Here is a 20,129-nt window from a genome sequence, read left to right on the forward strand (position 1 = left end):
GATCGTCGGCAGCGGTGTGATGTGGGCGGCGGACCGGATGGGGCGGCACAAACGAGGGGAGGACGACACGTCCTTCAAGGACGCGATGCTCGTCGGGGGCTCGCAGATCCTCGCCCTGCTCTTCCCCGGCTTCTCGCGCTCCGGCGCCACCATGTCCACCGCGCTGATGCTCGGCCTCGACCGGGTGGCCGCCACCCGCCTGTCGTTCTTCCTCGGCATCCCCGCCCTGACCGGCGCCGGAATCTACGAACTGAAGGACGCCCTCGGCACGGGGGCCGGCACCGCTCCGCTGATCGTCGGCACCCTGGTCTCCTTCGTCGTGGCCTACGCCTCGATCGCCTGGCTGCTGAAGTTCGTCGCCAAGCACTCGTTCAACGCCTTCGTCATCTACCGCATCGTCGTGGGCCTGCTGCTGTTCGGTCTGCTCGGCACAGGCGTGCTGAACAGCTGACACGCCGGGGTGTGAGGTCTTTCAGCCCTCACACCCCCTGAAACTCTTCTTTCACCCGGGCTTGACAGCACCCTTCCGTCGCCCGGAGTATCACTCCCGTGAACCTGTCAGACAGCCGGACAGCCAGTCAGCCTCCGCGGCGCATCAGCGCCATGGAAGCGGTGCTGGCACACCTCCGCGGCGCCATCGAGCGCGGCGAGTACGCCATCGGGGACAAGCTCCCCTCCGAGGCGGAGCTCTGCCGCACCCTGGAGATCAGCCGGCCGGTGCTGCGCGAGGCCCTGCGGGCGTTGCAGACGATGGGCCTGACCGTCTCCAAGACCGGCAAGGGCACCTTCGTCGTCGCCAACACCGTCGAGGACCCCACCTTCGGCGACTACGCGGCCAGTGACCTCCTGGAAGTGCGCCGTCATGTCGAGATCCCGGTCGCCGGGTACGCGGCGGCGCGCCGCACCCCGGAGAACCTGGATCATCTGGCCCACCTTCTCGACCGCATGGAGCGGGAGACGGACACCACCGCGTGGGTCGCGATGGACACGCTCTTCCACCTGGCCGTCGCCGAGGCCGCCCAGAACCCGGTGTTCCGCCGGGTCATCGAGGAGATCCGCGACGCACTGGCCCGCCAGTCGGCGTTCCTCAACGAGCTGGGCGGTCGGCGCGAGCAGTCCAACCGCGAGCACCGGGCGATCGTCGAGGCGCTGATCGACGGCAGCGAGCAGGACGCGGTCGATGCCATGGCCCACCACCTCGACCGGGTCGAGACGACCCTCACCGACATCGTGCGCTCCGCGCGCACGGACACCCCCACGGAAGGCGGACCCGAGGCGTGAGCGAGCAGTCCCTGCACGACGGCGTGCAGAAACGTTCCGGCCATGTCGATGCCGGAGACGAGGGCTACAGCAAGTCCCTGAAGTCCCGGCACGTCAACATGATCGCCATCGGTGGCGCCATCGGCACCGGCCTCTTCCTCGGCGCCGGCGGCCGCCTCGCCGACGCCGGCCCTTCGCTCTTCATCGCCTACGCGGTCTGCGGAATCTTCGCGTTCCTCGTCGTCCGGGCCCTCGGCGAACTCGTCCTGTACCGCCCGTCGTCCGGCGCCTTCGTGTCGTACGCCCGGGAATTCATGGGCGAGAAGGGCGCGTACACCGCGGGCTGGATGTACTTCCTCAACTGGGCCACGACCGGCATCGCCGACATCACGGCGGTGGCCACGTACACGCACTACTGGGGCATGTTCTCCGACATCCCTCAATGGTTGATCGCATTGATCGCCCTCGCGGTCGTGTTGACCGTCAATCTGATCTCGGTCAAGATCTTCGGCGAGCTGGAGTTCTGGTTCGCGATCGTCAAGGTCAGCGCACTGGTGATCTTCATGTGCATCGGGATCTTCCTGCTGGTCACCCAGCACCCCGTCGACGGTGCCACCCCCGGGCCGTCCCTGATCACCGACCACGGCGGCGTCTTCCCCAACGGCATGCTGCCCATGCTGCTGATCATCCAGGGCGTCGTCTTCGCCTACGCCTCCGTCGAGTTGGTCGGCGTCACCGCGGGGGAGACCGAGGACCCCGAGAAGATCATGCCGAAGGCGATCAACTCGATCATGTGGCGTGTGGGCCTGTTCTACGTCGGCTCGGTCGTCCTGCTGTCGATGCTGCTGCCGTGGAACAAGTACAGCGCCGGCGAGAGCCCCTTCGTGACCGTGCTGTCCAACATCGGCGTCCCGGCGGCGGGCGGCGTGATGAACCTCGTCGTCGTCACCGCGGCCATGTCCTCGCTCAACTCCGGCCTGTACTCCACCGGCCGCATCCTGCGCTCCATGGCCATGAACGGCTCCGCGCCCAAGTTCACCTCCGTGATGAGCCGCAGCCAGGTCCCGTACGGCGGAATCCTGCTCACCAGCGGTATCTGTGTCCTCGGCGTGGGCCTCAACTTCGTCGTCCCCGCCGACGCGTTCGAGATCGTCCTCAACTTCGCGGCGATCGGCATCCTCGCGACCTGGGGCATGATCATGATCTGTCACCTGCTCTTCTGGCAGAAGACCCAGAAGGGCGAACTCACCCGCCCCGGCTACCGACTGCCGGGCTCCCCCTGGACCGAACTCGTGACGCTGGCCTTCCTCGCCTCCGTCCTGGTCCTCATGTACGCCGACGGCGGCGCCGGACGCACCACCGTGCTGTGCCTGCCGCTGATCGCCGCAGCGCTGGTCGCGGGTTGGTACGCCATCCGCGGCCGTACGGCGCGCAAGTCCCCTACCGGAGCCGACGCGTGAACCGCGTATCGGCCGAACCCAACCAGGCAGTGATGCACAGCACTTCCCTCGTGGACGCACCCCTGATCCGCGAACCCCTCCACGCCCCCGTCGCCCACCTCATACGCGGCGGGGTGATCGAGGGCATCCACTACGGCTCCGTCGTCGTCCTCGACTCCGGCGGCCAGGTCCAGTTCCAGCTCGGTGACATCGAGGCCGCCTTCTATCCGCGCTCGGCACTCAAGCCCGTCCAGGCCGTCGCCATGGTGCGCGCCGGGCTGCCGCTCGACGGAGAGCTGCTGTCGCTCGCCGCGGCCAGCCACTCCGGAGAGGAACGCCACCTCGCCGGGACCCGGCGGATCCTGGAGCTGGCCGGCGTCACCGAGGACGACCTCCGCAATGTCCCGGACCTGCCGTTCGACCCGGTCGTGCGGGACTCCTGGGTGAGGGACGGCCGCCTGCCGTCCCGGCTCGCCCAGAACTGCTCCTGCAAGCATGCGGCCATGCTGTATGCCTGCCGGCTCAATGGCTGGTCTCTGGAGGGTTACCTCGATCCTGGGCATCCCCTTCAGCAGGCGATCGCCGAGATCGTCGAGGACCTCACCGGGCAGCGGATCGCGGCGGTGACCGTCGACGGGTGTGGGGCGCCGCTGTTCTCCGTGTCGCTGCACGGCCTTGCGCGCGCCGCCGCCCGCATCACGACCGCGGCGCCGGGTACGCCCGAGGCGCGGGTCGCCGCCGCTATGCGTGAGCATGCGGAGATGGCCTCTGGCTCGGGGCGGGATGTGGCCGCGTTGATGCGGGCCGTGCCGGGGCTGCTTGCCAAGGACGGGTTCGAGGGCGTTCAGGTCGCGGCCCTTCCTGATGGGCGGGCTGTTGCTGTGAAGATCGCTGACGGGGCCAATCGGGCGCGGGTGCCGGTTGCTGCGGCGGCGCTTGCGTGGGCCGGGGTTGATCCGGGGGCGCTCACTGAGTTTCAGGGTGAGGCGCTGCTGGGTGGCGGGCGGGCGGTCGGGTGTGTGCGGCCCGTTCGGTCGCTGGAGCCGGTTGTTGTTTCGGCTTGCGCCTAAGGGTGTGCCGGATTTCTTGTTTGGCGACTGCGGGCCGTGTGTGGCTGGTCGCGCAGTTCCCCGCGCCCCTGAAGGGGCGCCTCACCCTCACCACCTGAGAAGGAGACCCTTCCCTCATGACCGCCGTCACCCGCCGCGAGCACGATCTGCTCGGAGACCGTGATGTCCCCGGCGATGCGTACTGGGGCATCCACACGCTGCGTGCCACGGAGAACTTTCCCATTACCGGCACGCCGATCTCCGCCTACCCGCATCTGATCGACGCGCTCGCTGCCGTGAAGGAGGCCGCTGCTCTCGCGAATGAGGAGCTCGGGCTGCTGGAGCCGAAGAAGGCCGCTGCCATTGTGGAGGCCTGTCGTGAGATCCGGGACGGCAAGTTGCATGACCAGTTCGTGGTCGATGTGGTGCAGGGCGGTGCCGGTACGTCGACCAATATGAATGCCAACGAGGTCGTTGCGAACAGGGCGTTGGAGCTGCTCGGTCATGGGAAGGGGCAGTACGAGTACCTGCATCCCAATGAGGACGTCAACCTCGGGCAGTCGACCAATGACGTCTACCCGACCGCGGTCAAGGTCGCGACGGTGTTCGCGGTGCATGGGTTGCTCAAGGCGATGTCCGTACTGCAGGACGCCTTCGCCCGCAAGGCTGTCGAGTTCCGCGCTGTGCTCAAGATGGGCCGTACACAGTTGCAGGACGCGGTGCCCATGACGCTGGGTCAGGAGTTCTCCGCCTATGCCGTCATGATTGACGAGGACCGCAGCCGTCTTGACGAGGCTGTCGAGTTGATCCATGAGATCAACCTGGGTGCCACGGCGATCGGCACCGGTCTCAACGCGCCCGCCGGATACGCCGAGTCGGCGCGCCGCCACCTCGCCGACATCACCGGGCTGCCGCTCGTCACCGCGGCCAACCTGGTCGAAGCCACCCAGGACTGCGGCGCGTTCGTCCAGATGTCCGGCGTGCTGAAGCGGATCGCCGTGAAGCTCTCCAAGAGCTGCAACGACCTCAGGCTGCTGTCGTCGGGCCCGCGCGCGGGCCTGGGTGAGATCAACCTGCCGCCCGTGCAGGCCGGTTCGAGCATCATGCCCGGCAAGGTCAACCCGGTGATCCCCGAGGTCGTCAACCAGGTCGCCTTCGAGGTGATCGGCAACGACGTCACCATCACCATGGCCGCGGAGGCCGGGCAGCTCCAGCTCAACGCCTTCGAGCCGATCATCCTGCACTCGCTGTCCGAGAGCATCACGCATCTGCGGGCAGCCTGCCTGACCCTCGCCGAACGGTGCGTGTCCGGCATCACCGCCAACACCGAGGCGCTGCGCGCGAGCGTGGAGAACTCCATCGGCCTCGTCACCGCCCTCAACCCGCACATCGGGTACACGGCCGCCACCGACATCGCCAAGGAAGCCCTCGCCACCGGACGTGGAGTCGCCGAACTCGTCCTGGAGAAGGGCCTGTTGCCCGCCGAGCGGCTGGCCGACCTGCTGCGGCCGGAGGTCGTCGCGGGCAGCGGCTCACCTCTCGTCTGACCTGCACAGGCGCATCAGGACCGGTCCGGAGGCACAATAGTGATCATGACGTCCCCGACCTTCGCACCGGTCCTGGAACGCATCGCCGACGAGATCCGGCGGCTGCCCGGCCGCGGCCACCCCGCCGACTACATCCCCGCACTCGCGGCCTGCGACCCGCGCAGCTTCGGCATGGCGGTCGCGGAGCCGGACGGCACCGTGTACGGCGTGGGGGACTGGCGGCAGCCGTTCTCCACGCAGTCCATCACCAAGGTCTTCACCCTCGCCCTCGATCTCGCCCGCGAGGGCGACGCACTCTGGGAGCACGTGGGCCGGGAACCCTCCGGCAACCCCTTCAACTCCCTTGTGCAGCTGGAGTATGAGAACGGCATCCCACGCAACCCGTTCATCAACGCGGGCGCGCTGGTCGTCACCGACCGCCTCCACACCCGTACCGGCGACGCGGCCGGCGAACTGCTCACGTTCCTGCGTGCCGAGAGCGGCAATCCGGACCTGACCTTCGACAAGGACGTCGCCGCCTCCGAATCCGCCCACGGCGACCGCAACGCCGCCCTCGCCCATTTCATGGCGTCCTACGGCAACATCGACACCCCCGTACCGGCCCTCCTCGACCAGTACTTCCGCCAGTGCTCCGTCAGCGCCTCCTGCGCCGACCTCGCCCTGGCCACCACCTTCCTCGCCCGCCACGGCATCCGCGCCGACGGCACCCGCCTCCTCACCCGCAGCCAGGCCAAGCAGGTCAACGCGGTGATGCTGACCTGCGGCACCTACGACGCGGCAGGCGAGTTCGCCTACCGAGTGGGCCTCCCCGGCAAGAGCGGCGTGGGCGGCGGCATCATCGCCGTAGTACCGGGCCGTTGCGCGCTGTGCGTGTGGAGTCCGGGCCTGGACGAGCGAGGCAACTCGGTGGCCGGCGTAGCGGCGTTGGAGCGTTTCACGACACTGACGGGGCTGTCAGTGTTCTGAGAGGGGTTTGTGCAGCGCCGGGACCTGCAACAATCACACACCGGTAACACTTCGGCCCCCACCTGGTGGGCGGCTGGTCGCTTTCCGGCCACCCGACGTTGACACGCTTTCCGAGTGTTGGCCATGGCTTTTCCCGTCGATCTCCGTCGCTGCCAGGCTCTCGGTCTGGCGGGTACCGCTTTTCTCGCACTGGGAGGTGAGACGGCGGGAGCCCTGCCGGTCCGTGAGCTGATCGCGCCCTCGTCCGCGCATGCGGCCCTGGGCCTGGTCGGCGTGTACTTCGGCATCATTCTGCTGATAGCCGCCTGGGCTCTGCTCGGACGGCTGATCCGCAGCGCTGAACCGCCGTCCCCGCGGGCCATGTTGCTCGTCCTCGCCGTCTGGGCGGCGCCTCTGCTGCTCGCGCCGCCGCTGTTCAGCCGGGACGTATACAGCTATCTCGCACAAGGGGCGATGGTCGACGCCCACATGGACGTCTACGCACACGGCCCGGCCCGGCTCGGCGGTCCGCTCGCGGACGAGGTGTCGCCGCTGTGGCAGCAGACCGGTGCTCCGTACGGCCCGGTGTTCCTCGCCGTCGCCTCCGCGCTCTCCGGCATCACCCGGGGCGAGATTCCGGCGGGGCTGTTCGGGATGCGGCTGGTCGCGCTGCTCGGCGTCGCCTTGATGGCGGCAGCGCTGCCCCGGCTGGCCCGGCACAGCGGCGCCGACCCCGCAGCCGCGCTCTGGCTCGGCGCCCTCAACCCGCTGGTGCTGCTGCACCTGGTGGCCGGCGCCCACAACGACGCCATCATGCTCGGGCTGCTCGGTGTCGGACTGGTCGCGGCCCTCGGCCGGTGGCCGGTGCTGGGCGCGATCCTGGTCACGCTCGCCGCGCTGGTCAAGGCGCCCGCCGTGCTCGGGCTCGCCGCGGTCGTGGCCCTGCAGATCCGCGCGGGCCGCAGTCCGGTGCGGGCGGTGCTCACCACGGGAGCCGCCGCGGCCGCGACGACCGTCGTGGCAACCACCCTCGCCGGAACGGGATACGGCTGGATAGGAGCCCTGAAAACCCCTGTGTCCCCGCAGAACTGGGCGCTCACCAGCCTGCTCGGCCGTGCCACCGGCACCGTGCTCACCAAGCTCGGCCTCGGCGACCTGGCTCCCCTCGCCGTGCCGGCCTGGCACGTGCTCGGCCTGGTGGCCACCGCCGTGGCCATCGCCGCCATATGGCTGCGCCGCCCACGCTTCAGCCCGGTGTACGCACTCGGCCTCAGCTTCGCCGTAGTCGTGGTCCTCGGCCCGGCGATCCGGCCCTGGTACGCCCTGTGGGGGCTGTTCCTCCTCGCCGCGGCGGCGCCCAGCAGCTCGGTGCGGCACCGGCTGGCGGCCGTGACCGGAGTGGTCGCACTGCTCGCCATGCCGAACGGCCTCCCGGCGGGCACCGAGGAACTGATACTGGCCGTCTCCGGCGGCGTGCTCGCCGTCGTCGTCCTCTGGCAGGCCCATCAAGCGGCCCAGGCACCCCTGCGGGAGAGCACCGTATGAGACTGCCCCGCACGGACCGCGGGCGCGCGCTGCTCGTGGGCGCCATCGCCGTCGTCGTCATCGTCTTCACCGCAACGGTTCCGCTGCTGCGCGACTGGTTCGACCTGCGCGTCTACTACGGGGCCGTCGACACGTGGGTCCACCACGGCGGCCGTATCTACGACTACCGGGTGCCCGGGACGACGTACGGCTTCACGTATCCGCCGTTCGCGGCCGTCGCCATGCTGCCGATGGCGCTGCTCGGGCTGCATGCCGCGATCGCCGTGGCGCTGCTGCTCAACCTGGGGGCGCTCGCGGTCGTCGTGCGCATCCTGGCCGGACGGTCGTGGCGGAAGTACGGCTGGTACGGCTGCGCGCTCGGCGTCTGTGCCCTTGCGCTGTTCGAGCCGCTGCGCGACACATTCAGCTTCGGCCAGGTGAACGTGCTGCTGCTGGCCCTGGTCCTGTTCGACTCCTGGCTGTTGGCCACGGGGCGGGGACGGTGGGCGGGGGTGGGCATCGGCATCGCGGCCGCGATCAAGCTGACTCCGGCGCTCTTCATCCTTCTGCTGCTGCTCGCCCGCCGCTGGCGTGCCGCCGCCGTCGCCTCGGTCGTCGCCGTCGCGGCGACCGGGTTCGCCGCGCTGGTGGCGCCCGACGCCTCACGGTTCTACTGGACCGACGCGATGTGGGACACGACCCGGATCGGCCGCCTCGACTATGTGTCGAACCAGTCGGTGCAGGGGATTCTGGCCCGGCTCGGTGAGACGGACCGCGCGGTGTGGGCCGCCGTGGTCGTGGTGCTGCTGGGCGTGTGGGCGGTTCGGGCGCGCCGCGCGGTCGCCGTCGGGGACTGGGCGGCGGCGTTCGCCCTCACCGGGCTGACCGCGTGCCTGATCAGCCCGATCACGTGGGTGCACCATCTCGTGTGGCTGCTGCCCGCGTTCGCCGTGCTGGTCCGTGCCCGGCAACCGCGGGTCGCGGCCGGGCTGTACGCGGTGCTGTGCACCAGCGTGGTGTGGCTGTGGTTCGACGACGCCTCCGGCATCGACGGATTCCTCGGCAGCAACACGTACGCCTGGATCACGCTCGGCCTGCTGCTGTGGCTGCCGGTCGGTCAGTCCCGCGTGAGCCGGATGCCCATCCGTCGCACCACCAGCACCACCACAGCGGCGCCCAGCACGGCCGCACCCGCGATCACGCCCGTCGCCGCCCAGTCGGGCCCGGTGTCCGGGGCCGCCGTGGCGACCACGGGCACGGTTTCCGGTTCCGGAGCCGGCCTCGGTCTGGCCCGCAACGCGTCCAGCGACCCCACCGGATCGACCCACCCGGCGGCGTCGAAGCCCCAGTCGAGCAACGACCGCGCTTCCTCGTAGACGGCGTGCCGGCCGCCCTCCTGAGGGTTCATCACCGTGACGACGAGGGTGCGCCCGCTGCGGCGGGCGGCGGCGACGAGCGTGTAGCCGGCGTTGCTGGTGTAGCCGTTCTTGATGCCGATCAGACCGGGGTAGGGGTCCACGCCGTCGGCGCCGGTCAGCAGCCGGTTGGTGTTGTGGATGTCGTACGACCAGCCGCCCCCGCCCGGGAACTCGGCCACGGCCGTGGCGCAGTACCGGGCGAAGTCCCGGTGGTGCAGCCCCGCGCGGCCGAACACCGCGAGGTCGAACGCCGACGACACCTGGCCCGGGGCGTCGTAGCCGTCCGGCGACAGGACACGTGTGTCCCGGGCACCCAGGGCGCGGGCCTTGGCCTGCATCCGCTGGGCCGTGGCGCGCCAGCCGCCGCTGAGCCCGGCCAGGACGTGCACGGCGTCGTTGCCGGAGTTCAGGAAGACGCCGTTCCACAGGTCGGTCACCCGGTAGGTGCGGCCCTCGGCGACCCCGACCAGGCTGCTTCCGGGACCGAGGTCCGACAGTTCCTCCGCGTCGACCCGGTGGCGGACGCGGCCGGGCAGCACGGGCAGCACGGTGAGCGCGAACAGGGTCTTGAGCGTGCTGGCGGGCGGCAGTTTCCGGTGCGCGTCGTGCGCGGCGAGCACCTCGCCGGTGCGTGCGTCGGCGACCACCCAGGACAGCGCGGAGACGTCCGGGAGTTCGGGCGTCCGGGGGTGCGGCCGGACCTGTGTGCCGGAGCGGTACAGCAGGGCCGGCTGCGGTGTGGCCGGTCGGGGTCCGGGCGCGTCCGGGTCCATGTCGGCGGGGTGGGCGGCGGTGCCGGCGGGGGCGAGGGCCAGCAGGCCCGCCGTACAGAGCACGCAGGTCGACGCGACCGCACGGGACCTAAATCCGATAGTCATACCGGAAACCTAGGAACGCCCCCGCCCTGAGCTGCGCTGCCCGGGCCGAGCGCCGCGTGTGTGCACCCGGATGCCGCACACGCGGGGATCAGGAGGCGGGCAGTGTCGGCTGGATCCGGCGCAGGAAGGTCGCGTTGTCCGGGGTGTCACGCATCCGCTCCAGAAGCGTCTCCAGGCTTGCCTGCCCGTCCCGGCTCTGCAGGACCCGCCGCAGCCCGCGTACGGCCGTCAACTCGGCCGGGGGCAGCAGGAGTTCCTCGCGGCGGGTGCCGGAGGGGTTGATCTCGACGGCCGGGAACACGCGGCGCGCGGCGAGCTCGCGGCTGAGCCGGAGCTCCATGTTGCCGGTGCTCTTCAGCTCCTCGAAGTAGAAGTCGTCGGCACGCGAGCCGGTGTCCACCAGGGCCGTGGCGAGGATCGTGAGCGAACCGCCCTCCTCGGCCAGCCGGGCGGCGCCGAAGAACCGCTTCGGCCCGATCAGCGCGGTCGCGTCCACGCCGCCGCTGAGAGTGCGGCCACCGGCGGCGGCCGCGTTGTTGTGTGCCCGGCACAGCCGGGTGAGGGAGTCGAAGAGGATGACGACGTCCTCGCCGGCCTCGACGAGCCGCTTGGCCCGCTCGATCACCAGCTCGGCGAGCGCGATGTGCTGCTTGGGCCCCTGATCGAAGGTGGAGGCGTACACCTCGCCGTGCACGGAACGCCGCATGTCGGTGACCTCCTCCGGCCGCTCGTCGATCAGCACGACCATCAGCCGGCACTCGGGGTGATTGCCGGCGACGGCGGCCGCGATCTGCTGGAGGAGGACGGTCTTGCCGGTCTTGGGCGGGGCCACGATGAGCCCGCGCTGGCCCTTGCCGACGGGTGCGATCAGGTCGGCCACGCGTCCGGTCAGGCCGGCCGCCCGGTGTTCGAGGCGGAGCCGCTCGCGCGGGTGCAGCGGCGTGAGGTCACGGAAGTGACGGCGACCGCGCAGCTCCTCGGCGGGGCGGCCGTTGATCCGTACGACCTCGGTCAGCGCACGCTGTGTGCCGCGTACGCCGTCCACGAGGTCGCCCTTGCGCAGGCCGTGGCGGCGGATCAGCGCGGCGGGGACCTGAAGGTCGGAGGAGGAAGGCAGGCAGCTCTCGGCGCGCAGGTGGCCCTTTCCGCCCGCGTCGATGTCGAGGACGCCGGTGGCGGCCCGGGCCGGGAGTTCCTGCTGAAGGGGAGGGTGTTCGAGTGTGGTGGTCATTGAGGGTGGTCCTTTCAAGGACGGAAGGTGCATGGGACATGCGGAAGGAAGGGGGAGAGAAGCCGCGAGCCGGAGGGCGTACGACGCGCCTCGGGGCGGCGGAGAACATCACCTCGGGTACGGCAGACGAACGCTGCTGCGAGGTGGTGTCAGGAAGCCGATGCACTGACCCGGGAAAGGGCGGGCTGTTCGGCGAACTGGAGAGAAGAACTGGCACCGGCGCCGATCACGCGGCGAACACGAGTGCTGACGGCAGCGTACCACCCGGTGCGCTGCCGCGTCTGTGAGATGAGACTCAGCGGCCGGCCAGCAGGCCGTACAGCAGCGGGATACGCGGCTCGTGCAGCCGCCACCAGCCGGACGGCGTACGCACCATCTGCGGCCAGCGCTGCCACGGCAGTTCGTCGCTCTCCCGCAGCCGCCGGACGGCCAGTCCCGCATCGATCAACGCGTTGAGGACCTCGTCCATTCCGTGCATCCACTCAAAACTGTCCGTGGCGCCTTCGACGGCCGGACCGTCCGTGTAGGTGTGCGTCGCGTCCCGGTGCACGGGGCCGTCCCCGCCCAGATAGTCATGGCGCAGCAGCAGCTCCGGACCCTCGCCCGGAGTGGGCTTGGGACCCAGGGAGTTGAGCAGCGGATGGAACTCGACCACGTACAACAGGCCGCCGGGTCGCAGGAGTTGGGCGACCACATCCGCCCAGCGATCCAGGTCCGGCAGGTAACACAGAGCGCCCTTGCCGGTGTAGACGACGTCGAACTGCCGTCCCTCCAGGGCGGATACGGCGTCGTACACGTTCGCCTGCACGTAGGTGACGTCCAGGCCCGCCTTCTCCGCGATGCCGGTCGCCGCCGCCACCGACGCCTCCGAGAAGTCGAGGCCGACGGCCCGTGCGCCGCGCCGGGCGAAGGCGAGCGTCTCGGTGCCGAGGTGGCACTGGAGGTGGAGCACATCGCGGCCCGACAGCTCGCCGAGGTCCTCCCACTCGAAGTCGGCGAACCAGCGGTCGGGATCGAGGTCCTGGTCGAGGCCGTAGAACCGGCTGGCGAGGTGGACGGGGGTACGGGCGTCCCAGTTGGCCTGGTTGGCCCGCATCAGCCGTGTGTACTCGTCGGTGGTCATGGGGCCATCCAACCCGTGCCCCTGCCTCTTCGCGTGAAAAACAGGGAAGGTGTGTCGATTCGGCCGTGGCCCGTTCGTCGGTCGGGTGTAGGAAGCTCATGAGCACCGGGAGGACCCCATGAAATACATGCTGCTCGTCTGCGGCGACGACACCGCCGACGCCTCCGGCATGGCCCCCGTCGAACCCTGGGTGGAGGAACTCGGCGACCGCGGCACCCGCCTCCACGGCCACCGCCTCGCCCTGCCCGCCGAGGCCGTCACCGTGCGGGTGCGCGGCGGCGAAGTGCTGCGCACCGACGGGCCGTTCGCGGAGACGAAGGAGTACGTCGCCGGGTACGACATCCTCGAGTGCGACAGCCTGGAGGAGGCGATCGAGGCGGCGTCCAGGCACCCCGTGGCCGCGATCGGCGCCATGGAGGTGCGTGCCTTCTGGCCGATGTGGGACGGGGAGGACGCCGAGGCGTCGATCCGCCGGCTCGACGCGGAACTGACCGAAGCGGTCCGCGAACGCGACATCGCGCGGATGCTCGCCTGCTACGCCCCGGACGTCGAGGTGTTCCACCCCATGGCCGGTCTGGAGCAGCGCGGGATCGATGCCTTCCGCAAGGCCCAGGAGTGGTGGTTCTCGACCGTGACGGGGCCCGTGGAGCGCGAGGTGCTGGAGTTCCGGGTCCGCGTGGACGAGAGCGTCGCGTTCAGTCACGCGCTCGTGCGGATGCGGGCCACCCTCACCACGGGGGAGCCGCTGGACAGCACGGTGCGGGTGACCACCGGCTACCGGTTCCCCGCCGACCGGTGGCTCATCGTCCATCAGCACACGTCGGCCCCGTTCGACGCCGGAATCGAGGAGGCCCGGTCATGAAGTACGTGCTGTTCATCTGCACCCCCGTCGGCGGCGAGGAACTCAGCCCCGAGGAAATCGCCGACGACCCCCGCTTCACCGAGTACATCGACCTGGTGCGCAGCCGCGACATCGTGAAGGGCGGTGCCCGTCTGCGTCCCTCTTCCGACGCGACGACCGTCCGCGTGCAGGGCGACGAAGTCCTGCTCACCGACGGGCCGTTCGTGGAGTCCAAGGAGTACGTCGCGGGCCTCGACATCATCGAGGTCGCCGATCTCGACGAGGCCATCGCGCTCGCCTCCCGGCATCCCGCCGCACTGGGCGGCGGCTCGGTCGAGGTACGGCCGGTCTGGGAGTGAACTCCACGGACGGCGTCGAGGAGGCGGTCGCCGCCACCTTCCGCGAGGAATGGGGTCAGGTCGTCGCCACCCTCATCCGGGTGACCGGCGACTGGGACCTCGCCGAGGAGTGCGCGCAGGACGCCTTCGCCCAGGCCCTCGACCGGTGGCGGCGCGACGGAGTGCCGCGACGCCCCGGCGCCTGGCTGACGACGACCGCGCGCAACCGGGCCCTGGACGTCCTGCGCCGGGAGGCGGTGGGGGCGGCGAAGCTGCGGGAGGCGGCCGTGCTGACACGCGACGGACACGACGAGTACGACGAGAGCGGCGTCGAGGACGACCGGCTCCGGCTGATCTTCACCTGCTGCCACCCCGCCCTCCCCATCGAGGCCCGGGTCGCCCTGACCCTGCGCACCCTCGCCGGGCTGACCACGCCCGAGATCGCCCGCGCCTTCCTCGTCCCCGAGGCGACGATGGCGCAGCGCCTGGTGCGTGCCAAACGGAAGATCCGCAACGCCGGCATCCCCTACCGCGTACCGCCCGCCCACCTCCTCCCCGAACGCACCACGGGCGTGCTCGGCGTGCTCTACCTGCTCTTCAACGAGGGGTACGCCGCCACGTCCGGCGCCGACCTGATGCGCACGAACCTCACCGCGGAGGCCCTCCGCCTCACCCGGCTGCTGGCCCGGCTCATGCCCGACGAACCCGAGGTGCTCGGCCTGCTGGCGCTGCTGCTCCTGCACGACGCTCGCCGGGCGACCCGCGTGGACGCGGCGGGCGAGCTGGTGACGCTGGAGGACCAGGACCGCACAGTGTGGGACCGCGCCGAGATCGACGAGGGCACGAGCCTGCTGGAGACCGCCCTGCGCCGAGGGAGTCCCGGGCCCTACCAGATCCAGGCCGCCATCGCCGCCTGCCACACCACCGCGGCCACGGCCGAGCAGACCGACTGGGCCGACATCGCCGCGCTGTACGGGGAGCTGGCCCGGTTCGTGCCCTCGGCCGTCGTCCGGCTCAACCGCGCGGTCGCCGTCGGCATGGCGCAGGGCCCGGACGCGGGCCTGGCGCTGGTGGCGGAGCTGGAGACCGAGGGCGAGCTGTCCGGGTATCACCTGTTGCCGGCCACCCGTGCGGACCTGCTGCGCCGCAGCGGTCGTACGGCTGAGGCGGCAGCGGCGTACGAACAGGCGCTGGAACTGGTCGTGAACGACGCCGAGAGGCGGTTCCTCGAAAAGCGGCTCGCGGAGTGTCGATCGGCGTAGGGGCCGTTCGTCGGTGGGGTGACAGACCCCCACCGACACCGGAGGTTCCGATGAAAGCCCTCGTACGCAAGCTCCTGACACAGCTGCGGCAGTCGGTCATCCCACGCGAAGACATGTCTCCGGGCACCCCGGACGTCTGGCTCGCCGGACTGCGCCTGGGAGGCTGACCATGACCGCCGCCACGCCCGACCCCCGTCGCTGGCATGCCCTCGCCCTGCTCTGCGTCGCCGGGTTCATGGTGATCCTCGACGCGCAGATCGTCCTCCTCGCGCTGCCGTCCATCGCGGAGGGCCTCGGCTTCTCCGCGAGCGGCGCCCAGTGGGTCATCAGCGCCTATCTGCTGACCTTCGGAGGGCTGCTCCTCCTCGGCGGCCGGACCGCGGACCTGCTGGGCCGCCGCCGCGTCTTCATGACCGGCACGCTGCTGTTCGGGCTGTCCTCGCTGTTGTGCGGATTCGCCTGGACGGCAGGCGTGCTGGTGGCAGCGCGGGCGGTGCAGGGCGTGTCGGCCGCCGTCATGGCGCCGACCGCGCTCTCCCTCCTCCTCAACACCTTCGAGGAGGGCCATGAACGCAACAAGGCCCTCGCCATCTGGTCCGGCAGCGGCGGCTTCGGCGCGACCGCCGCCCTGCTCATCGGCGGCCCTCTCACCGGCGCGCTCGGCTGGGAATGGATCTTCTTCCTGAACACGCCCGTCGCCCTGCTCCTGCTGCTCCTGAGCCCGGTCCTGCTGCGGGAGAGCCGCGCCGAGGAGCGCGCCCGCTCGTACGACCCGGTCGGCGCGCTGACCGTCACGGCCGCGCTCGTGGCCTGTGTGTACGCGCTGGTGGAGGCCCCGCGCGCCGGTTGGCTCTCGGCGCAGACGATCGGCCTCCTCGTCCTGGCCGCCGCACTGGCCCTGCTCTTCCTCCGCGTCGAGACTCGCTCCACGGCACCGCTCGTACCGTTGCGGCTGCTGCGCTCGGCGTCGGTGAGCGGTGGCAACCTGGTGGTGTTCCTGCTCGGCTCCTCGGCCTTCGGCATGTCGTACACGCTGTCGCAGTACGGCCAGGGCGTCCTCGGTCTGTCTCCGCTGCGCTTCGGCCTCTACAACGTCGTGATGCCGGTCGGCGCGGTGGTCGGCTCGTACGCCGGGCAGGCCCTGGTCACCCGGGTCGGGGCGCGTCCGGTCGCGGTGGGCGGGCTCGCGCTGGTCGGTGCGGGCAGCCTGCTGCTGGCCGGGGTGCCGGTGGACGGCGGTTTCGTCCGCGACCTGCTTCCCGGGCTGCTTCTCTTCGGGCCGGGCCTCGGCGCCTGCGCGGTCGCGGGCTCCATCGCCGCCCTCACCGGAGTTCGGGAGCGGGAGTCCGGGGTGGCCTCCGGCATCAACACCGCGGCCTTCCAGATCGGCGGGGCTTTCGGGGTGGCCGTGGTGACGTCGGTCGCCGTGTCGTACACGGGTCCTGTCGCCGGGTATCGGGCCGCGTTCACGGCGTGTGTCGTCCTCGCGGCTGCCGGGCTGGCGTGTGCGCTGGTCCTGCTGCGTCGGCCGCGGCGGCCAGTGGAGCCCCTGCCGGTCGAGAAGCATCCCGCTCAGCATCTCTGAATCCCCGCAGCGCCGGGAGCGCCGTCCAGGAGGACACTGTGAGTGTGATGTCGGCGCTGGCAAGGGGGTGTCGACCGATGAAGAGGACACGGCGTCCGACGGTGCGGATGTGGCGGTGGCGGCGCAATCCGCTCCGGCGGCGTATCGATGTGGTCGAGGCCTGGCTCGTGCTCGGCGCGTGGATCCTGGCGGTCGTCTGCGCGCTGCCGGTGGGGCTGGTGACCCAGGCCGCCGTACAGCACGACCTGGACCGGCAGCGGGTGGAGCGGCAGCGGGTCACCGCCGTCCTCGTCGCGGACGCGGGGGACAGGCCGACCGTGAGCGAGGCCGACGGTGATCTGGTGTGGGCCGACGCCCGCTGGACGACGGCGGACGGTCAGACCCGTACGGGCCTGACCAAGGTACGGCCCGATACCCCCGCCGGGTCCCGTGTCACCGTCTGGACCGATCAGGCCGGAACCCTGGCGGCCGAACCCGTGTCGCCCGGTGAGGCCAGGCTCCAGTCGGTCCTGGCGGGCGTCCTGGCCGGGGCGGTCGCGGGCGCGGTCGTGATCGGCGGTTCCTATGGGGCTCGGGTGGTGCTGGACCGGCGGAGGATGGCGCAATGGGATGCCGAGTGGGAGCGCGTCGACACCCGGCGGGGCGGCAGGACGGGCTGAGGCCGATCCGTCCGCCAGGACCGTGTGGTCGGGGGCGTCGCGCACTCCTGTGCCCGGTGGCCGCCGTCCCGTTCCCCTAAGCTGACGCGAATGTTCAGCCCCGAAGGCCCCAGTCTCCGCGAACTCGCCGTCCAGGCGCTGTCGTCCGTCGAGCGCGGCTATGACCTGCTCGCCCCGAAATTCGATCACACCCCCTTCCGGACCCCGGATTCGGTGCTCGACGCGGTCGCACGGGCGCTGGACCGGATCGGTCCGTTCGATGCCGGGCTCGACCTGTGCTGCGGAACCGGAGCGGGCGTCGGCGTGCTGGCGCGGGTGTGCCGGGAGAGCGTCACCGGGGTCGACTTCAGCGCCGGGATGCTCGCCGTGGCGCGGGAAGGGACGCGGACGGAGGGGTCGCGGGTGGAGGGGCCGCGGGTCGACTGGGTCCGGGCGGACGCTCGTGCCCTGCCCTTCGCGCCCGCCTTCGATCTTGTCGTGAGTTTCGGGGCGTTCGGGCACTTCCTCCCCCGTGAGCTGCCCGGACTGTTCGCACAGGTCCACTCCGTGCTGCGGCCGGGCGGCTGCTTCGTCTTCCCGGTGGTCGCGCCGCCGCGTCCCACTTCCCCCGCCTACTGGATGCTGCTGGGTTTCGACGCGGTGATGCGGGTGCGCAACGCCGTGTGGCGGCCGCCGTTCGTCATGTACTACCGCGCCTTCCGGCTCGGGGACGTACGGCGGGAGCTGGGGGATGCGGGATTCGACGTCGATCTGCACGCCCTGCCGGAGTTCGGGCAGCGGTCGGACGGCAGCCCGCGCGTGCGGATGGTCGTGGCGCACCGTCGGGCGGTCTGAGTGGGTTGGATTTCCCGCGCCATGGCCCCGCCGCCCACGATCTCCCGCCCCCGCCGCGCGTCACAGCTCCAGCCCCTCACTCGCGCCCCCCAACGCCAGCCTCAGCGCCGCGCCCGGTTCCAGTTCCTGGCCCGCGCGCACCGCGTCGGTGAAGCGGGCGTCGCCGAGGGTCGTGCGTAGGCGGCGCTCGTACTCGCGGTGGAAGACGGTCGTGTCGGGGCTGCCCAGCTGCGGCAGGCCGGCGGTGTGCCAGAGGCGTCTGCTGATGCCGAGGAGGCGGGCGGCGAGTTCGTCCTCGCCGCGGGAGGCCTGAGCGGCGACCAGGAGGTCGGCCACCGCGGCGGCGCCGAGGCGGTCGTGTACGCGCCACTTGGCGGCCAGCGCCTCGCGGGCGGAGCCCACCGCCTCGTCCGCATGGCCGAGACCGATTCCGGCCAGCGAGACGAAGAAGTCGCCCCAGGCCCGCATCCACAGTTCGCCCCGCTTGGCGCAGTCCTGGCGCAGCCGCTCGCCGACTGTCGCACACCGCTCGAACGCGGCCTGCCCGGCCAGGAGATACGCCTGCAGGGCCAGCGTCAGCAGTTGGAAGAACTCGGCGCCGCCGTCACCCGCGGGCGCCCGCCCGGCGCTCCCGTACAGCACCGCAGAGCGTGCCGACTCGCCCCGCACGGCCAGACTCGCCCCCGTCAACGGCAGGGCGGGCACGGGCAGTCGGCGTTCCTCCGCGAGCCACACATAGGCGGCGCTCACCGACTCGGCGGCCTCCAGATCGTCCGGGACGACGGTGACCAGCCGGTGCGCCCAGACGGCCAGGGTGTGCTCGGGTCCGCCGTCGCCGGGAGCGCGGCTCAGCGCCCGCTCCAGGTAGGCGCGGCCCTCCTCGGTGAAACCGCAGGCGAACCAGAAGTACCAGAGGGTGCCCGCCAGTTCGAGCGCCGTCTCGGGTTCGGGTGCCGCGAGACACTCCTCCATGGCCAGCCGCACGTTCCCGTGCTCGGTGCTCAGCCGCTCGGCCCACATCCGCTGACCGGGGCCGAGCCACTCCGCCTCGCCCTGGCGGGCGATCCAGCGGTAGTAGTCCCGGTGGCGCCGCCGAAGCGCCTCCTTCTCACCGAGTCCCGTGAGCCATTCGGCGCCGAACGAACGGACCGTGTCCAGCATGCGGTAGCGCACCGCCGCCCCGTCGCCCTCACGGGTCACGATGGACTTCTCGGTGAGCGAGGCCAGCAGTGCGAGGATCTCCTCGGCGTCCAGCGGGCCGCCGTGGCACACGAATTCGGCGGCCTCGACGTCCCAACCGCCCGCGAACACCGACAGCCGCGCCCACAGCAGCCGTTCCAGCGGCGTGCACAGCTCGTGGCTCCAGCCGATGGCCGTGCGCAGCGTCTGGTGCCTGGCCAGGCGTGGCCGCGCGGGGGAGACGAGCAGGTCGAAGCGGGAGTCGAGGCCCTCCAGGAGCCGGTCGAGCGGGAACCCGCGCAGGCGCACGGCGGCGATCTCCAGGGCCAGCGGAATCCCGTCCAGGCGGGCACAGATGGCCGCCACACGCGGCCGGTTGGCCTCGGTGAGCGCGAACGAAGGCACGGCCGCCGCCGCGCGTGCCGTGAACAGCGCCACCGCGTCGTCGCGCTCGCCCAGCGGCAGCGGAGCCACCGTGAGCAGATGCTCGCCCGGCACGCCCAGCGGCTGCCGACTGGTCGCCAGCACCCGCAATTCCGCTACGTGTGCGAGGAGTTCCTGCACGACACGCGCGCACTCGTCCAGCACATGCTCGCAGGTGTCCAGAAGGAGCAGCAGCGGCGCCCCCGCGAGATGTTCGCAGACCGTTTCCAGCAGCGGTCGCAGCGTCTGCTCGGTCGACCGGGTCGCCTGCGCCACGGCGTTCACCAGCAGATCCGGATCCCGGAGTTCCGACAGCTCCACCAGCCACGCTCCGCCCGGATATCCGGCGTGCGTGGCATGCGCGGCACGCAGGGCGAGCCGGGACTTGCCGACACCTCCGGGCCCGGTGAGCGTCACGAGCCGCTCGGTCCCCAACAGCCTCGCGATTGCGGCGAGTTCGTCCCCGCGGCCGACGAACGCGTTTGCCTCGGCGGGCAGGTTGCCGGTCCTGCCGCCCTGCACAGAGGCCGCCATCGTCCTCCCTCACCGGAACCGATGGCGGTCACCTTAACCCCTCACGGGACGGCTGCTTCC

General features: G+C 71.1%; 17 protein-coding genes and 1 pseudogene. 14 read left to right on the forward strand and 4 right to left on the reverse strand.

Going from position 1 to position 20,129, the window contains the following annotated elements; all coding sequences use genetic code 11:
- The 8 genes from ACTWQO_RS10215 to ACTWQO_RS10250 all read left to right on the forward strand — a co-directional run.
- Nucleotides 1–451: undecaprenyl-diphosphate phosphatase (locus ACTWQO_RS10215; RefSeq protein WP_443236901.1), on the forward strand; the 451-nt coding region annotated here is incomplete at its 5' end.
- A 152-nt stretch (nucleotides 452–603) separates the two neighbouring features.
- Nucleotides 604–1,281, forward strand: coding sequence for a FadR/GntR family transcriptional regulator (locus ACTWQO_RS10220; RefSeq protein ID WP_443237104.1), 678 nt, complete (start codon nucleotides 604–606; stop codon nucleotides 1,279–1,281).
- A complete protein-coding gene (locus ACTWQO_RS10225) occupies nucleotides 1,278–2,720 on the forward strand; it encodes an amino acid permease (RefSeq protein WP_443236902.1) in 1,443 nt (480 codons plus the stop codon). The genes ACTWQO_RS10220 and ACTWQO_RS10225 overlap by 4 nt, the downstream gene beginning before the upstream one ends.
- Before the next feature lie 32 nt (nucleotides 2,721–2,752).
- Nucleotides 2,753–3,769, forward strand: a complete 1,017-nt coding sequence (locus ACTWQO_RS10230; protein ID WP_443236903.1) for an asparaginase — start codon at nucleotides 2,753–2,755, stop codon at nucleotides 3,767–3,769.
- 116 nt (nucleotides 3,770–3,885) lie between these two features.
- Entirely contained in the window at nucleotides 3,886–5,295 is a 1,410-nt protein-coding gene (gene aspA, locus ACTWQO_RS10235) for an aspartate ammonia-lyase (RefSeq protein ID WP_443236904.1), read from the forward strand.
- Nucleotides 5,296–5,340: 45 nt separating this feature from the next.
- A complete protein-coding gene (locus ACTWQO_RS10240; RefSeq protein WP_443236905.1) occupies nucleotides 5,341–6,261 on the forward strand; it encodes a glutaminase in 921 nt (306 codons plus the stop codon).
- A gap of 123 nt (nucleotides 6,262–6,384) precedes the next feature.
- Entirely contained in the window at nucleotides 6,385–7,785 is a 1,401-nt protein-coding gene (mptB, locus tag ACTWQO_RS10245; RefSeq protein WP_443236906.1) for a polyprenol phosphomannose-dependent alpha 1,6 mannosyltransferase MptB, read from the forward strand.
- On the forward strand, nucleotides 7,782–9,140 hold the full coding sequence (locus ACTWQO_RS10250; protein ID WP_443236907.1) for a glycosyltransferase 87 family protein: 1,359 nt from the start codon (nucleotides 7,782–7,784) through the stop codon (nucleotides 9,138–9,140). The genes mptB and ACTWQO_RS10250 overlap by 4 nt, the downstream gene beginning before the upstream one ends.
- Nucleotides 9,141–9,223: 83 nt before the next feature.
- On the opposite strand, the pseudogene ACTWQO_RS10255 reads toward ACTWQO_RS10250, so the two are convergent.
- The 3 genes and pseudogenes from ACTWQO_RS10255 to ACTWQO_RS10265 form a co-directional block, all read right to left on the reverse strand.
- Nucleotides 9,224–10,060: pseudogene (locus ACTWQO_RS10255) on the reverse strand (D-alanyl-D-alanine carboxypeptidase family protein); the annotation flags it as partial.
- A gap of 88 nt (nucleotides 10,061–10,148) precedes the next feature.
- The gene (rho, locus tag ACTWQO_RS10260; RefSeq protein WP_443236908.1) at nucleotides 10,149–11,291 is read right to left on the reverse strand and encodes a transcription termination factor Rho; all 1,143 of its coding nucleotides are present in this window, start codon (nucleotides 11,289–11,291) and stop codon (nucleotides 10,149–10,151) included.
- Nucleotides 11,292–11,586: 295 nt separating this feature from the next.
- The gene (locus ACTWQO_RS10265) at nucleotides 11,587–12,414 is read right to left on the reverse strand and encodes a class I SAM-dependent methyltransferase (RefSeq protein WP_443236909.1); all 828 of its coding nucleotides are present in this window, start codon (nucleotides 12,412–12,414) and stop codon (nucleotides 11,587–11,589) included.
- A 118-nt stretch (nucleotides 12,415–12,532) separates the two neighbouring features.
- Here ACTWQO_RS10265 and ACTWQO_RS10270 point away from each other — a divergent pair, with 118 nt between their 5' ends.
- The 6 genes from ACTWQO_RS10270 (at nucleotide 12,533) to ACTWQO_RS10295 (ending at nucleotide 17,933) form a co-directional block, all read left to right on the forward strand.
- The gene (locus tag ACTWQO_RS10270; protein ID WP_443236910.1) at nucleotides 12,533–13,276 is read left to right on the forward strand and encodes an SgcJ/EcaC family oxidoreductase; all 744 of its coding nucleotides are present in this window, start codon (nucleotides 12,533–12,535) and stop codon (nucleotides 13,274–13,276) included.
- Nucleotides 13,273–13,614, forward strand: coding sequence for a YciI family protein (locus tag ACTWQO_RS10275; protein WP_443236911.1), 342 nt, complete (start codon nucleotides 13,273–13,275; stop codon nucleotides 13,612–13,614). Before ACTWQO_RS10270 ends, ACTWQO_RS10275 begins: the two co-directional genes overlap by 4 nt.
- Nucleotides 13,611–14,855 carry an RNA polymerase sigma factor gene (locus ACTWQO_RS10280; protein ID WP_443236912.1) on the forward strand — a complete coding sequence of 415 codons (1,245 nt, stop codon included), beginning with the start codon at nucleotides 13,611–13,613 and terminating at the stop codon, nucleotides 14,853–14,855. Before ACTWQO_RS10275 ends, ACTWQO_RS10280 begins: the two co-directional genes overlap by 4 nt.
- Before the next feature lie 169 nt (nucleotides 14,856–15,024).
- Complete coding sequence (locus ACTWQO_RS10285; RefSeq protein ID WP_443236913.1) at nucleotides 15,025–16,440, forward strand: MFS transporter; 1,416 nt, start codon at nucleotides 15,025–15,027, stop codon at nucleotides 16,438–16,440.
- Between the two features lie 77 nt (nucleotides 16,441–16,517).
- Complete coding sequence (locus ACTWQO_RS10290; RefSeq protein WP_443236914.1) at nucleotides 16,518–17,099, forward strand: Rv1733c family protein; 582 nt, start codon at nucleotides 16,518–16,520, stop codon at nucleotides 17,097–17,099.
- 90 nt (nucleotides 17,100–17,189) lie between these two features.
- Complete coding sequence (locus ACTWQO_RS10295) at nucleotides 17,190–17,933, forward strand: class I SAM-dependent methyltransferase (RefSeq protein WP_443236915.1); 744 nt, start codon at nucleotides 17,190–17,192, stop codon at nucleotides 17,931–17,933.
- 60 nt (nucleotides 17,934–17,993) lie between these two features.
- Here the strand turns inward: ACTWQO_RS10295 and ACTWQO_RS10300 are convergent, their stop codons facing one another.
- Nucleotides 17,994–20,069 (reverse strand): ATP-binding protein, encoded by a 2,076-nt coding sequence (locus ACTWQO_RS10300; RefSeq protein WP_443236916.1) that lies wholly within the window; start codon nucleotides 20,067–20,069, stop codon nucleotides 17,994–17,996.
- Nucleotides 20,070–20,129 lie beyond the last annotated feature (60 nt).

Source organism: Streptomyces sp. 4N124, assembly GCF_052245395.1.
Lineage (GTDB): Bacteria > Actinomycetota > Actinomycetes > Streptomycetales > Streptomycetaceae > Streptomyces.